A 13,688-nucleotide genomic window follows, 5' to 3' on the forward strand; every position below is an offset into this window, starting at 1 on the left:
GGGGGTTACCGGGTCCGTGCCGATGTTTCTACCCCGCTTGCGGGCATGCGCAAGCCGGGCGGACACTCGAAGAGAGGGGGTGACCTCATGGAAGAACAGCGCAGGAGCGTGCCGTTCGAGTGCCGGGGATGCTGGCATGTCTGGGAAGAGGACTACCTCGTGCGATCGGTCGACGACCGCCATGGTAACGAAAGGGAGGTGTGGGTCCGCTCGGGCGTGCTCGTCCCGCCGCCGTCGAGCGCCGCGGTCTGCCCCCATTGCGGCGGGCAGCAGACCACGACCTTCCCCGAGGGCTATCTCGCCCGCCACCCGGAGGCGCGGCTGGCCGCGCAGCCGGTGGCCACCGACGAGACGGCTCTGCTGAGCCCGGTACGGCCACGGCTGCTCTGAATCCTGACGAAGACCTTGGACCCCGCCGCGAAGGGGAATCCCGGAGGGGCCTCGCGCCCCTCCGGGAAACGGTCAGCTGAGGCTCTCCAGCCAGGCTCTGTGCAGCCCGGCGAAGCGGCCGGAGGCGGCGATGAGCTCGTCGGGATGTCCGTCCTCGACGATCTCGCCGCGCTCCATCACCAGCACCCGGTCGGCGATCTCCACCGTCGACAGCCGGTGCGCGATGATCAGCGCCGTACGGTCGGCCAGGATCGTGCGCAACGCCCGCTGGACCAGCCGCTCGCTCGGCACGTCCAGTGACGAGGTCGCCTCGTCCAGGATGAGCACCGCCGGGTCGGCCAGGAACGCCCGCGCGAACGCGACCAGCTGCCGCTGACCGGCGGACATGCGCCCGCCGCGCTTGCCCACCTCGGTGTCGTAGCCGTCGGGCAGCCCGCTGATGAACTCGTGCGCGCCGATCGCCTTGGCCGCCTCGCGCACCTCGCGGTCGGAGGCGCCCGGCCGGCCGAAGCGGATGTTGTCGGCGACCGTGCCGGAGAACAGGAAGTTCTCCTGGGTCACCATGACCACCGCGCGGCGCAGCGTCGGCTCGTCCAGCATCGTGAGGTCGACGCCGTCGAGCAGGACGCGCCCCTCGGCCGGGTCGTAGAAGCGGGAGATCAGCTTGGCCAGCGTCGTCTTGCCCGCGCCCGTCGCCCCGACCAGCGCCACGCTCTGCCCGGCCGGGATCGTCAGGTCCAGCCTCGGCAGGATCGGCATCTCCTCGGTGTAGGCGAAGCGCACGTCCTCGAAGCGCACCTTGCCCCTGGCGCTCTCCAGCGGGGCCGGCTTGCGCGGCTCGGGCACCGCGGGCTGCTCCTCCAGCACGCCGGACAGCTTCTCCAGCGCCGCGCCCGCCGACTGCAGCGTGTTGTAGAACTGGCTGATCTCCTGCATCGGCTCGTAGAACTGGCGCAGGTAGAGCAGGAACGCCGCCAGCACGCCGACCGTGACCTCCTGGTGCAGGGCCAGCCAGCCGCCGTACATGAGCACGCCGGCGACGGTCACGTTGCCGATGAGCTTGATGCCCGGCATGAAGATCGCGAGTAGCTGCATGCTGCGCGCGTTGGCGTCGCGGTAGTCGGCGTTGAGCTGCTTGAAGATCTCCTGGTTGCGGTGCTCGCGGCGGAAGGCCTGGACCGCGCGGATGCCGGTCATCGACTCGACGAAGTGCACGATGACCAGCGCGACCGTCTCGCGGGTGCGCCGGTAGACGATCGCCGACTGCCTGCGGAACCACCGGGTGAACAGCAGCAGCAGCGGCAGTGGGATCAGCGCGAGCAGGCCGAGGTGCACGTCCAGGACGATCAGCAGCGCCGCCGTGCCGAACATCGTCAGCACCGCCGTGACCAGGCCGTCGAAGCCCGACTGCAGCAGTTCGGCGATCGCCTCGATGTCGGAGGTCAGCCGCGAGATGACCCGGCCCGAGGTGTACTTCTCGTGGAAGGACAGCGACAGCCGCTGGAAGTGGTCGAACACGCGCCGGCGCAGCTCCAGCAGGATGTCCTGGCCGATGCGCCCCGACAGCTTCAGGAACGCCTGCCGGGTGAGCGCCTGGGTCGCGGCGGCGGCCAGGATCACGCCGACCACGGTCAGCAGCGTGCCGGTCCCGGTGCCCTTGAGCATCGGCGGGATGCCCTCGTCGATGCCCACCTTCACCAGGTACGGGATCGCCAAGCCCGCCAGGTTGGAGACGACGATGATCGCGGTCAGCGCCGCGATCTGCTTCTTGTGCGGTTTCAGCAGGTCACCGAGGAGCTTTCGGGAGCGCTCCCGCAGCAACACCGAGACCTTGTCGTCGAGCTCGTCCTGCTCCTCGGAGGCCACGCCTCGCCAGGCCTTGGCCGGGGTGGTCATCGCAGCGCTCCTTCCGAGGGGTCGAGGTCGGCGTCCTGGGCCAGCAGTTCCCGGTACTCGGGCACCGCCTCCAGCAGTTCGTGGTGGGTGCCGACGTGCGTGATCGTGCCGCCGCGCAGCAGCGCCACCTTGTCGGCCAGCAGCACGGTCGAGGCGCGGTGCGCCACGACGATGCCGGTCGCGTCGCGCAGCACCCGCCGCAGCGCCTCCTCCACGAGCGCCTCCGTCTCGACGTCGAGCGCCGAGAGCGTGTCGTCCAGGACGAGGATCCTCGGCTTGCTCAGTACGGCCCGCGCCAGCGCCAGCCGCTGCCGCTGCCCGCCCGACAACGACATGCCCTGCTCGCCGATCCGGGTGTCGAGCCCCCAGGGCAGGTCGTAGACGAACTGCGCCTGCGCGGTGCGGATCGCCGCTTCCAGCTCCTCCTCGGAGGAGTCGAGGTGGCCGAGCGTGAGGTTCTCCCTGACGCTCATCGAGAACAGCGTCGGCTCCTCGAACGCGGTCGCCACGATCTGCCGCAGCGAGCCCAGCTCCAGCTCGCGCACGTCGTGGCCGTCGATCGTGACCCGGCCGCGGGTCGGGTCGAGCAGGCGGGGGACCAGCGAGGTCAGCGTCGTCTTGCCGGAGCCGGTCGCGCCGACGACGGCCACGGTCTCGCCGGGCCGTACCTCCAGCCAGAGGTCGTCGAGCACGGGGCTCTCGGCGCCGGGGAAGCGGTACTCCACGCCTTCGAAACGCAGGTGGCCGCGTGGTTCCCGGGCCGTGTCCGCGCCGTCCTGGATCGCCGGGACGGTGTCCATGACCTCCATGACGCGGTCGGCGGCGGTCATGGCCTCCTGGGACATGGCCAGGATGTAGCCGAGGCTGGCGATCGGCCAGACGAGCTGCAGCATCAGCGTGGTGAAGGCGACCAGCGTGCCCAGCGACAGGTCGCCGCCGCCCACCGCGAGCGCGCCGAGCAGCAGGACGAGCGCGAGCGTGAAGTTGGGGATGACCTCGAGGAAGGTGAAGAAGCGCGCGGAGTGGCGCACCTTCTCCATGGAGGTCCCGTACACCTTGCGCGCGGAGTCGTCGAAGGAGTCGAAGACGTGGTGCCGGCGGCCGAACGCCTTGATCGTCCGGATGCCGATGGCCGACTCCTCGACGAGCGTGGCGAGGTCGCCCTGCTCGTCCTGGACCCGGCGGGAGATGAGGATATAGCGCTTCTCGAACCGCAGCGACACCACCACGATCGGCACCGCCGACCCGGCGACCAGCAGCCCGAGCGGCCAGTACATGTTGAGCAGCACGATGGTGACGGTCGTCAGCTGCAGGATGTTCATGACGAGGAAGAGCATCCCGAAGCCGAGGAAGCGCCGGATCGCCGACAGGTCCGTCGTGGCACGTGACAACAGCTGGCCGGACTGCCATTCGTTGTGGAAGGCCATCGGCAGCCGCTGGAGGTGCCGGTAGAGGTTGTCCCGGATGCGGGTCTCCAGCCCGAGGACCGGCCCGACCTGGGCCCAGCGGCGGAGGAAGGTGAGGAGTGCTTCGATGACGCCGACGCCGAGCGCCAGGAGCCCGAGCGGAAGGAGCGCCCCCTGGTCACCGTGGGCCACGGGCCCGTCGATGACTTCTTTCCCGATGAGGGGGAGCGTGATGCTGGCCCCGATGCCGAGGAGGGCGACCAGCCAGATGAAGACGAGTTTGCCGATGTAAGGGCGGAGGTAGCCCTTCATCCGCCAGAGGGAGTTGGTAGACAGCACAGGACGGCGGGAAGTTGTGGTATCGGGAGGCACTCAATCAATGCTAACCCGACCGATCAACCCATTTTTGGCCGGGGCTGGTTTCGGTCGGGCCCTAAATCGTCGTGGCGGACGTGCGCGTGGTCCAATGTCGCGCGTGACCGTCATCGTGAACGCTGAAGCGTCCCCCGTCCTTTTCCTCCGTCCCTGGCGAGACGACGACCTGGCCGCGCTGGTGAGCGCGTACCGGGATCCCGAGCTGCGCAAGTGGACGCTTCACCCCATCGTGACCGACGACGACGGGCGGCACTGGCTGGACCTTCAGCACCAAGGCTGGGAGAGCGGGGAGCGGATGAGCTTCGCCGTACGGGAGGAGGGGAAGGACGCGCTTCTGGGCAACGTGGTCATGAAGCGCACCGACCCGCAGGGTGACACCGGCGAGGTCGGCTACTGGACGGCGGCGCCCGCCCGCGGCAGGGGAGTGGCGCCGCGGGCCGTGGAGTCACTGACCGCCTGGGCGTTCGCCACCTATCCCGCCTTGGCGTCGCTGGAGCTGCTCCACCAGGTCGACAACCTCGCCTCCTGCAGGGTGGCGGAGAAGACGGGCTACCTGTTCGAGGAGATTCTCCCGGCCGAGCCGCCGTTCCCGAACGACGGGCACCGGCACTGTCGCCGCCGCCCCGATTAGGCAGGGAATCGGTCAAGGCGGCGCGTCGCGCGGCTGGCGCGCGTGATCACCCGGGGCACAGTGGGACGCGACCGGCCCACGATCCCGCCGGACCGCCGTTGCCCGTGAGGAGCGCATGGAGCCGCTGCTGATCCTGCACGCCGTGGCGGCGATGTGCGCGCCGGTGCTCGTGCGGGTGATGGGCAGGGGCGCCTTCACGGTGCTGGCGGCGGTCCCGGCGATCGCCCTGGTGTTCGTCGCGGGGCGGGTGCCGTACGAGCACACGCGCGCGTGGGCGCCGCAGCTCGGGCTGGAGCTGGCCTTCCGGGTCGACGAGCTGTCGGCGCTCATGGTGACGCTGGTGACCGGGATCGGGGCGCTGGTCCTGTGGTACTGCTCGCGCTACTTCGGGCGGGACGCCCAGGGGCTCGGGCGCTTCGCCGGCTTCCTGGTGGCGTTCGCGGGGGCCATGCTCGGGCTGGTGGTCGCCGACGACCTGCTCCTGCTGTACGTCTTCTGGGAACTGACCACCGTCTTCTCCTACCTGCTGATCGGCTACGACCCCGAGAGCCGGGCCAGCCGGGTCGCCGCCATGCAGGCGCTCACCGTCACCACGCTCGGCGGGCTGGCGATGCTGGCGGGGCTGGTCATCATCGGCCAGGCGGCCGGCACGTACCGGATCTCGCGGATCGTGGCCGACCCGCCCCAGGGCGGCATGGTGGCGGCGGCGCTGGTCCTGGTGCTGGCCGGCGCGCTGGCCAAGTCGGCGATCTTCCCGTTCAGCCTGTGGCTGCCCGGCGCGATGGCCGCCCCGACCCCGGTCTCGGCGTACCTGCACGCGGCCGCGATGGTGAAGGCGGGCATCTACCTGCTGGCCCGGCTCGGGCCGGCGTTCGGCGACGTGGCGGTGTGGCGGCTGGTCGCGGTGCCGCTGGGCCTGGCGACCATGCTGATGGCCGGCTGGCGGGCGCTGCGCGAGACCGACCTGAAACGCCTGCTCGCCTACGGCACCGTCAGCCAGCTCGGCTTCCTCACCGTGCTGTTCGGCGCGGGCACGGGCGCGGCGGCGCTCGCGGGCGTGGCCATGCTGCTGGCGCACGCCCTGTTCAAGGCGGCGCTGTTCCTGGTCGTCGGAATTGTCGACCACGCCACCGGCTCCCGCGACCTGACCGTGCTGAGCGGGCTGCGCACCACGATGCCGTGGGTGTGCGCCGCCTCCGTCCTGGCCGCCGCGTCGATGGCGGGGCTGCCGCCGCTGCTCGGCTTCGCCGGCAAGGAAGCCGCCTTCGAGGCCCTGCTGCACGACCCGTTCGTCCTGGCCGGTGTCGTGCTCGGCTCGGTGCTGACCGTCGCCTACACCGCCCGTTTCCTCTGGGGCGCCTTCGCCGCCAAGCCCGGCCTGACGCCCACGCCGGTGCGGCCCACGCCGGCGCCGATGTTCATCCCGCCCGCGCTGCTGTCCGTCCTCGGCCTCGCCACCGCCGTCGCCGCCGGCCGGTACGGCGCGGCCATGACCCCCTACACCGCCACCTACCCCGACCACGGCCCGGAGGTCCACCTGGCCCTGTGGTCCGGCGCCGTGACCCCGCTCGCCCTGTCGGCGGTCGCCCTCGTCTTCGGCCTGGCCCTCTTCCTGATCAGGGAACCCGTGGCCAGGCTCGGAGCCTCCCTCCACGTGCTCGACGCCGCCCAGCTCTACTGGGCGTTCATGCGCGGTGTGGACCGCAACGCCACCATCCTCACCGGGCTCCTCCAGCGCGGCTCCCTGCCCGCCTACCTCACGCTCGCCCTGGCCGTCATGGCCGCCACCGGCTGCTTCTCCTTCCTGTACGGCGGCGCCCCCGTCCTCGACCTCGACGTCACCGCCTGGGCCAGGCCGGAGCAGCCGGTCATCGGCGCGGTCCTGACGGCCGGAGCCGTCGCCCTGCTGTTCGTGCGCGGCCACATCCTGCTCGCGCTGATGGCCGGCGTCACCGGCTATGGCGCCGCCCTGCTGTTCCTGGTCCACGGCTCGCCCGACCTGGCGCTCACCCAGTTCCTCGCCGAGACGCTCAGCCTGGTGATGTTCGCGCTGGTGCTCAGGCGGCTGCCGGTCAGCCCGGCGCGCGACTCGGCCCGGGTGCCGTTCGGGCTGCGGCTGGGCCTGGGCCTGGTCACCGGGGTCGTGGCCGCGGGGGCGGGGATGGTGGCGCTGCACGAGCGCACCGCCGTACCGGTCGGGACGCAGCTGGCGGCGGCGGCCGAGCGGGCGGGGGCGACGAACATCGTCAGCGCGCTCCTGGTGGACATCCGCGCCTGGGACACGCTGGGCGAGAGCTCGGTGATCATCGTGCTCACGCTCGGCGTGACGAGCCTGGTCTTCCTGCGCCGCCGTACCTTCAGCCTCGAACGCGAGGACGCGGCGCCGCTCCCGGACGGACGCGCGCACTGGTTGTCGGCCACGCTGCCGGCCGGCCAGCGCTCGGTCATCTTCGAGATCGTGGCCAGGCTGACCTTCCACACGATGCTGCTGCTGTCGGTGTTCCTGCTGCTCACCGGGCACGGCAGGGTGGGCGGCGGGTTCGCGGGCGGCATCGTGGCCGGGCTCGCGGTGGCGGTGCGCTACCTGGCGGGCGGGCGTTACGAGCTGGCCAGGGCGCTGCCGGTCAACGCCGGCGTGCTGATCGGGGTGGGGCTGACGCTCTCGGTGTGCTGCGCGCTGATCGGGTGGGGCGCGGGCGGGGACACGCTGCGGATGCTCGCGGCCGACGTGACGCTCCCGCTGGTCGGGACCTTGCACCTGTCGACGGTGCTGTTGTTCGACTTCGGCATCTATCTGTCCGTGGTCGGCATGGTCGGCGACGTCCTGCGCGGCCTGGGGGCCGAGCTGGACCGGCAGATGGAGGGCTCGTGAGCCTGCCGCTGGTGCCGTTCGCGCTGTCCGCGGTGCTCATCGCCGTGGGCGTCACGCTGCTGCTGGAGCGGAGCCTGGTCAGGATCCTGGTCGGCGTCATCGTCCTGTCGAACGGCGTCAACCTGCTGATCGTCACCGCGGGCGGGCCGGCGGGCCGCCCGCCGTTCGCCGGCACCGAGGGGATGGCCGACCCGCTGCCGCAGGCGATGGTCCTGACCTCGATCGTGATCACGCTCGGCGTGACCGCCTTCCTGCTGGCCATGGCGCACCGTTCGTGGCAGCTGACCGGCGACGACGCGGTGCAGGACGACACCGAGGACCGCCGGGTGCGCATCAGGGCCACCGCGGGCGAGCTGAGCCGGGGGCTGCGCGACAGGGAGAAGTCCTACGAACGGCTCGTCGCCGACCAGCGCGCCGAACTGGCCCGCCTGGACGCCGAGCGGATCGAGCGCGAACGCCGCGCGGCCGCCGAGCTGGAGTCGCGGATCCTGGAGATCAACGTGGACCTCGGCCGCTGGATGGAGGCGCACAAGAACGACGGGCTGACCTCGGAGGAACTGCTGCGCCGCTTCGAGGAGGCCAGGCAGCAGGAGGAGGCCCAGGCCCGCGGCAAGGACGATCGGGTACGCGAGCTGCGCGACGACTTCGCCCGCAGGCGGCGCGAGCAGGACGCCGCCGAGCAGGAACTGCGGCGCAAGCTGCGGACCAGGCAGCGCGAGGCGCGCAGGAAGCTGCGGGCGGCGATCCGCGAGGACCTGCGCAGGCAGGCGCTCGCCCAGGATCCCGAGCTGGAAGGGGAGGACTGACGTGCAGGCGCTGATCCCCGCGCCGGTGCTGCTGCCCCTGCTGGCCGCGGCGCTGAAGCTGGCCATCGGCGGGCGGCTGCGCCGGCTGCACGCGCTGATCAGCCTGGCGACGCTGGGCGCCATGGTCGTGATCTCGCTGATCCTGCTCGTGGCGGCCGACCGCGGCGGCCCGCTGGTCGCGTGCGTAGGGGGCTGGCCGGCGCCGACCGGCATCTGCCTGGTCGCCGACCGCCTGTCCACGCTCATGCTGGTGGTGTCGTCGGCGGTGACGTTCTGCGTCATGCTCTACTCGCTGGCCAACGCCTACGCCGACCAGGAGCACCTGGCGCCGATGGCGATCTTCCACCCGGCGTACCTGATCATGGTCGCGGGGGTGGCGGACGCGTTTCTGTCCGGCGACCTGTTCAACCTGTTCGTCGCCTTCGAGATGCTGCTGGGCGGCTCGTACGTGCTGCTCACCTTCGGCGGGACCCTGCCGCGCATCCGGGCCGGCGCCACGTACACGGTCATGGGGCTGGCTTCGTCCATGCTCTTCCTGATCGCGCTCGCGATCACCTACGCCAGCACGGGCACCCTGTCGATGGCCCAGCTCGCCGAGCGTTTCGCCGGGCTGCCGCAGCACCTCAAACTGCTGGTCGAGCTCACGTTGCTGCTGGTCTTCGCGATCAAGGCGGCGGTCTTCCCCATGTCCGCCTGGCTGCCCGACTCCTACCCCACCGCCCCCGCCCCGGCCACCGCCGTCTTCGCCGGCCTGCTGACCAAGGTCGGCATCTACTCGATCATCCGGCTGGAGGCCCTGCTGTTCCCCGGCGGGCCCGTGTCCACGATCCTCATGTGGGCCGCCCTGCTGACCATGCTGATCGGCGTCGCGGGCGCCGTCGCCCAGACCGACATCAAACGCATGCTCTCCTTCACCCTGGTCAGTCACATCGGCTACATGGTGTACGGCGTCGCGTTGTCGTCGATCGCGGGCATGGCCGGCGCCGTCATGTACGTCGTGCACCACATCACCGTCCAGACCAGCCTCTTCCTGGTGACCGGACTGATCGAGCGGCGCACCGGCACCACGTCCGTGGACCGGCTCGGCGGGCTGATGCGGCTGGCCCCGTTGATCGCCGTGCTCTTCTTCATTCCCGCCATGAACCTGTCCGGGATACCCCCTATGTCAGGATTTTTGGGGAAACTTTTGCTGGTCCAGGCGGGGCTGGCCGACGGCGGGCCGCTGGCGCTCACCCTGGTCGCCGGCAGCCTCGTGACCAGCCTGCTGACCCTGTACGCGGTGGCCAAGACCTGGGGCAAGGCGTTCTGGCGCAGCCCGCCGGCCGCGGACGGAGCGGAGGAGACCGTGCTGGACAGCGAGGAGTCGTCGGAGGAGGGCGCGATCCGCACCACCGTGCTGCCGCCCTGGCCCATGGTGGCGGCCACGGCGGCGCTGGTCGTGCTGGCCCTGTCGTACACGGTTCTGGCCGGGCCGCTGTCGGCGCTGGCCGGGCGGGCCGCCGGTGAGCTGATGGCGCGGCAGCCGTACCTGGAGGCCGTGTCGGGGAGCGGCCGATGAGGACGCGACTGTTCGCGCCGCGGGTGTTCGGGCGGCACGTGCCGTTGCCGCTGGTGATCTGGCTGGCGCTCGTCTGGGTGCTGCTGTGGGGCGACCTCAGCGTCGGCAACGTCCTGGGCGGGCTGCTGGCCGGGGCGGTCATCTCCTGGATGCTGCCGCTGCCGCTGCTCGACCCCGGCATCCGGCTCAGGCCCGTCGCGCTGCTGGCCTTCCTGCCCCGCTACGCGCTGGACATGGTCGTCTCCAGCGTGCGCGTGGCCTGGTGGGCGCTGCGGCCGGGGGCCTGCGACCCACCGGTCCACCTGGCCACCGCGACGCTGCGCACCTCGTCGGAGCCGATGACCACGCTGATCATCGTGGCGCTGTCGTCGCTGCCCGGCAGCCTCGTCGTCGAGGCCTACACCGGAAGGAAGGAACTGGTCGTGCACGTGCTCGGCACCACCGACACCGGCTCTGTCCAGGAGGAGGTCACCCGGCTCGAAAGCCGGGTGATCGCCGTCTTCGGCACCAGGGCCGACAGGGAGGAACTCCGATGAGCGTGGTCTACGCCGCGGTGGTGATCCTGCTCGGCAGCGCGGCGGCGATGACCGTCTACCGGCTGGCCCGCGGCCCCTCGATGCTGGACCGGGCGGTCGCCTTCGACGTGCTGACGGCCGTGGCCATGTGCGCCGTCGGCACCGCCGCCGCCTTCTACCGCGAATACTCGGCGATGCCGATCCTGCTCGTCCTGTCGCTGCTGGGCTTCGTCGGGTCGGTCTGCCTGGCCAGGTTCTTCGCCAGGAGCGGCCGATGACCGACATCCTCGCCGGAACCTGCCTGCTGCTCGGCGCCGCGCTGACCTTCGTGGCCGGGATCGGGCTGGTCCGCTTCCCCGGCACTCTGGCCCGCATGCACGCCGGCAGCAAGCCCCAGGTGCCCGGCATCCTGCTCATCCTGGCCGGCATGTGGCTGCGCGAGCCCACGGCGGCCGTGGGCGGACCGCTGCTCATCGTGGGCTGCGCGCAGATCATCACCGTGGCCGTGGCCACCTACGTGGTCGGCCGCGCCGCGTACCTGTCCGACTGACCACCCGCGCGCCGTCCGACCTGACCATGCCCCCGCTGTCTGACCTGACCACACGCCCGCGCCGTCCGGCTGACCGCGGGTCCGCGTCATGAGGCCTGGCGGGCCTCCCGCGCGGTGAGGTGGTCGTCCAGGACGCGGGCCGCGCGGACCAGGGCGTTGGAGCGGGGCCGGTCGGCGAGGTGCGCGACGACCGGCACCGTGCCCGTGGCCCCGGCCCAGCGGGCGACGTCCAGGGCGAAGGCGAGGGTCCTGGTGTGGGTGGTGGTGCCCCGCTCGCCGGCCGCCGGCAGGTAGGACGTGAGCAGGCCGGTCATCAACTCCCAGACCTCGCGGTGCGCGCCCTGCCTGGCACAGGACTCCAGGGACGAACGGACGTCGGCCGCCTTGATCACGCCCGCCCGCAGCCCCAGGCCGAGCTGGTGGCCGCACCGCTCGCCGGGCAGGCCGCCGGTGGCCGCGGCCTCCAGCAGCAGCCGCTCGGCCCGCTCCGCCGGCATGTACCAGCCGTGCTCGCCCAGCAGCGCCGCCAGCAGCGCCCCGACGGCCTCACCGGCCGGGCCCTCCAGGTGGAACAGGGCGGAGACGTGGTCGGCGAAGTGCGCCGGCCGCTCCCAGCTCGCGCTCGCGTACGGCAGCATGTGCATGGCCAGCGCCTCCCGGTCCGACGGCAGCACCCGGTGCCAGTCCTCCATCGACTCGCCGCGGCGGGCGGAGGAGGCGCCGCCGAGCAGCGCGTCGACCAGATCGAGCCCGGTCGGCTCCAGGTGCGCGACGACCTTCGGGCGCTGCTCGTGCCACAGCACCCGCGGGCGCGGCTCGGGCCGGTCGGCCAGCCAGCGCGCCAGCGTGCGGCCCGCCTCGGACGTGAGCCGCCCGGCACGCTCGGCCACCTCCGCCGGGACCGCGCGCGGCAGCCTCAGCAGCGCCTGCTGCAGGTCGGCGGGCAGCGCCACCGCCCCGGTCCGCTCGTAACCCTCCAGCCGGGTGACCAGCTCGGCGGCCTCGACCTGCCCCGCCGCCGTCGTGGGCAGCGCCAGCAGGTACGGCGGCAGCGTCCCGGCCCGCAGCCCCGCCAGGATCTCGGCGCAACGCTCCAGCGTCATCCGGTACGGCGCGGCGACCGCACGCCGCTTCGGCAGGCGATCCCGCGGCTGCCCCGTGCTCTCACCCGGATGGGCGGCCTCGCGCAGCAGCGCCTCCACCCACAGCTCCACGCTGGCCCAGGTGCGCTCGGCGTCGAGACGGCTCCGGGACAGAGGCCGGTTCAGCACCGCCATCAGCGCCCCGCGCACGGCGCCCGGCGGAGGTCGCCGCCCGGCCGCCGCCGGCGCGTCGCGGACGAACCCGTCGAGCCACTGCTCGAACGGATCCGGCTCAAGCACCGGCCGCTTGACCTCCGGCAGCGGAACCGCCAGGAACCCGTCGTCCAGGCCGGCGTCCGGCTCCACGTGGCCGTACGCCTCGGCCAACCGGCCCAGCAGGTCCGCCGGCAGCACCGTCGCCGCCTCGCGCACCGCCTCGGCGCCGACGGGAGTGAAGCGCCCCGCATGCCGTACGGCCAGCCGTACCGTCCGCTCCTGGACCGGGTAGGACTCGCACAGGAACGCCGACGCCAGCGCGGGCGCCAGGTGGTCGAGGTCACCGTCGCTCTCGCGGGCCAGACGGTCCAGCCAGGTCAGCCCGGCCCGCACCAGCTTGCTCTCGGGCCGGAACAGCAGCGCGGACACCGCCTCACCGGCGTCGTCGCCGTCGAGCGTGCCGCGTAACTGCTTGAGCGCCACTTCGGCGATCGGCCCCGGCGTGGCGGGCAGCAGCCGCAGGTAGTCGCGGGCGCGGCCGGGGTTCGGGGCGGGGTCGAGCAGCTCGTGCAGGCGGACGAAGAAGCGCAGGTCGGCGGCGTTGCCGCCGCGCAGGAACCGGCGCACGCAGCCGTCGATGAGCATCTCGCGGTCGAGGACGCCGGAGGCGGCCAGGTCGCGCAGCGTGCGCAGCCACGAGTGCTGCGGCTCCCACTCCCACCGTGGCGGCTCGATCCGGTCCTCGCGCAGGGCCCGGCCCACCCCTTCCGCCTCGAACATCCGCGGCAGCAGGTGCGCCGCCAGCGGATCGTCGGGCAGCCTGGGCGGCAGGGCGACCCAGGCGGCCACGAGCGGTTCGTGGTCGGGCGGCACGGTCCCGGTCCTGCGCAGCAGCTCCAGCGCCAGGGCCGCGCTGTCGTCATCGGCCTGGGCGCGCGAGCCGCGCAGCCGCAGCGCGAGCCGTACGGCCAGGTCCGCCTGCCACGCGGCCGGGCGGGCCGCGATGACCTTCAGCAGCGGCTCCATGTCGGAAGCCGGTGACCATCGGGCGAACTCGCGCCGGAAGAGCCAGCTCGCGACCGCCGCCGCCCCGCCGATCGTGCCCGCTCCCGCCACCCTCATGGGCTCGATCCACTCCTGGGTCAGCTGCCAGTCCCAGGTGCGCCGCCGTTCGGCCAGCCGCCGCTGCGCCGTCCTGGCCGGGGCGATGTGGCCGGGCAGCTCGCGGGCGACCTCGCGCCGCCCGGCCTCGTCGAGCTCCAGGACCCGCTCGGCGACCTCACCGGCGTCGGCCCGGGTGATCCCCTTGCGCACAGCCTCCCACGCCCGGCCGTTCACGCGACCACCCCGACGGCCGCGCGGCTCTCTCGCGTCAGCCCGCTCACGTGCTC

The 13,688-nt window shown here is 72.4% G+C and carries 11 protein-coding genes; 8 read left to right on the forward strand and 3 right to left on the reverse strand.

The window, feature by feature from the left end; all coding sequences use genetic code 11:
- Positions 1-87 precede the first annotated feature (87 nt).
- On the forward strand, positions 88-390 hold the full coding sequence (locus ACIBI5_RS03725) for a hypothetical protein (protein ID WP_397242812.1): 303 nt from the start codon (positions 88-90) through the stop codon (positions 388-390).
- 72 nt (positions 391-462) lie between these two features.
- Here ACIBI5_RS03725 and ACIBI5_RS03730 read toward each other — a convergent pair whose 3' ends face one another.
- Both ACIBI5_RS03730 and ACIBI5_RS03735 read right to left on the reverse strand, forming a co-directional pair.
- Positions 463-2,286, reverse strand: a complete 1,824-nt coding sequence (locus tag ACIBI5_RS03730) for an ABC transporter ATP-binding protein (protein ID WP_397242814.1) — start codon at positions 2,284-2,286, stop codon at positions 463-465.
- Positions 2,283-4,004, reverse strand: coding sequence for an ABC transporter ATP-binding protein (locus ACIBI5_RS03735; RefSeq protein ID WP_397242816.1), 1,722 nt, complete (start codon positions 4,002-4,004; stop codon positions 2,283-2,285). The genes ACIBI5_RS03730 and ACIBI5_RS03735 overlap by 4 nt, the downstream gene beginning before the upstream one ends.
- 163 nt (positions 4,005-4,167) lie before the next feature.
- On the opposite strand from ACIBI5_RS03735, the gene ACIBI5_RS03740 reads away from it, so the two are divergent.
- The 7 genes from ACIBI5_RS03740 to ACIBI5_RS03770 all read left to right on the forward strand — a co-directional run bounded on the left by ACIBI5_RS03740 (position 4,168) and on the right by ACIBI5_RS03770 (position 10,999).
- Complete coding sequence (locus ACIBI5_RS03740; protein WP_397242818.1) at positions 4,168-4,698, forward strand: GNAT family N-acetyltransferase; 531 nt, start codon at positions 4,168-4,170, stop codon at positions 4,696-4,698.
- A gap of 115 nt (positions 4,699-4,813) precedes the next feature.
- The gene (locus tag ACIBI5_RS03745) at positions 4,814-7,570 is read left to right on the forward strand and encodes a Na+/H+ antiporter subunit A (protein WP_397242820.1); all 2,757 of its coding nucleotides are present in this window, start codon (positions 4,814-4,816) and stop codon (positions 7,568-7,570) included.
- The gene (locus ACIBI5_RS03750) at positions 7,567-8,376 is read left to right on the forward strand and encodes a Na(+)/H(+) antiporter subunit C (RefSeq protein ID WP_397242822.1); all 810 of its coding nucleotides are present in this window, start codon (positions 7,567-7,569) and stop codon (positions 8,374-8,376) included. The genes ACIBI5_RS03745 and ACIBI5_RS03750 overlap by 4 nt, the downstream gene beginning before the upstream one ends.
- A gap of 1 nt (position 8,377) precedes the next feature.
- On the forward strand, positions 8,378-9,934 hold the full coding sequence (locus tag ACIBI5_RS03755; RefSeq protein WP_397242824.1) for a Na+/H+ antiporter subunit D: 1,557 nt from the start codon (positions 8,378-8,380) through the stop codon (positions 9,932-9,934).
- Positions 9,931-10,470: a Na+/H+ antiporter subunit E gene (locus tag ACIBI5_RS03760; protein WP_379618807.1), complete on the forward strand. Its 540-nt coding sequence runs from the start codon at positions 9,931-9,933 to the stop codon at positions 10,468-10,470. Before ACIBI5_RS03755 ends, ACIBI5_RS03760 begins: the two co-directional genes overlap by 4 nt.
- The gene (locus ACIBI5_RS03765) at positions 10,467-10,727 is read left to right on the forward strand and encodes a monovalent cation/H+ antiporter complex subunit F (protein ID WP_397242826.1); all 261 of its coding nucleotides are present in this window, start codon (positions 10,467-10,469) and stop codon (positions 10,725-10,727) included. Before ACIBI5_RS03760 ends, ACIBI5_RS03765 begins: the two co-directional genes overlap by 4 nt.
- Positions 10,724-10,999, forward strand: coding sequence for a cation:proton antiporter (locus ACIBI5_RS03770; protein ID WP_397242828.1), 276 nt, complete (start codon positions 10,724-10,726; stop codon positions 10,997-10,999). Before ACIBI5_RS03765 ends, ACIBI5_RS03770 begins: the two co-directional genes overlap by 4 nt.
- A gap of 86 nt (positions 11,000-11,085) precedes the next feature.
- Here the strand turns inward: ACIBI5_RS03770 and ACIBI5_RS03775 are convergent, their stop codons facing one another.
- Positions 11,086-13,635: a hypothetical protein gene (locus tag ACIBI5_RS03775; RefSeq protein ID WP_397242830.1), complete on the reverse strand. Its 2,550-nt coding sequence runs from the start codon at positions 13,633-13,635 to the stop codon at positions 11,086-11,088.
- Positions 13,636-13,688 lie beyond the last annotated feature (53 nt).

Source organism: Nonomuraea sp. NPDC050540, from assembly GCF_044457485.1.
Taxonomy (GTDB): domain Bacteria; phylum Actinomycetota; class Actinomycetes; order Streptosporangiales; family Streptosporangiaceae; genus Nonomuraea.

Bases quoted from the DNA above. Each gene is read 5' to 3' on its own strand.
- ACIBI5_RS03725 (WP_397242812.1), top strand. From the start codon at position 88: ATGGAAGAACAGCGCAGGAGCGTGCCGTTCGAGTGCCGGGGATGCTGG.
- ACIBI5_RS03730 (WP_397242814.1), bottom strand. From the start codon at position 2,286: ATGACCACCCCGGCCAAGGCCTGGCGAGGCGTGGCCTCCGAGGAGCAG.
- ACIBI5_RS03735 (WP_397242816.1), bottom strand. From the start codon at position 4,004: ATGAAGGGCTACCTCCGCCCTTACATCGGCAAACTCGTCTTCATCTGG.
- ACIBI5_RS03745 (WP_397242820.1), top strand. From the start codon at position 4,814: ATGGAGCCGCTGCTGATCCTGCACGCCGTGGCGGCGATGTGCGCGCCG.
- ACIBI5_RS03760 (WP_379618807.1), top strand. From the start codon at position 9,931: ATGAGGACGCGACTGTTCGCGCCGCGGGTGTTCGGGCGGCACGTGCCG.
- ACIBI5_RS03765 (WP_397242826.1), top strand. From the start codon at position 10,467: ATGAGCGTGGTCTACGCCGCGGTGGTGATCCTGCTCGGCAGCGCGGCG.
- ACIBI5_RS03770 (WP_397242828.1), top strand. From the start codon at position 10,724: ATGACCGACATCCTCGCCGGAACCTGCCTGCTGCTCGGCGCCGCGCTG.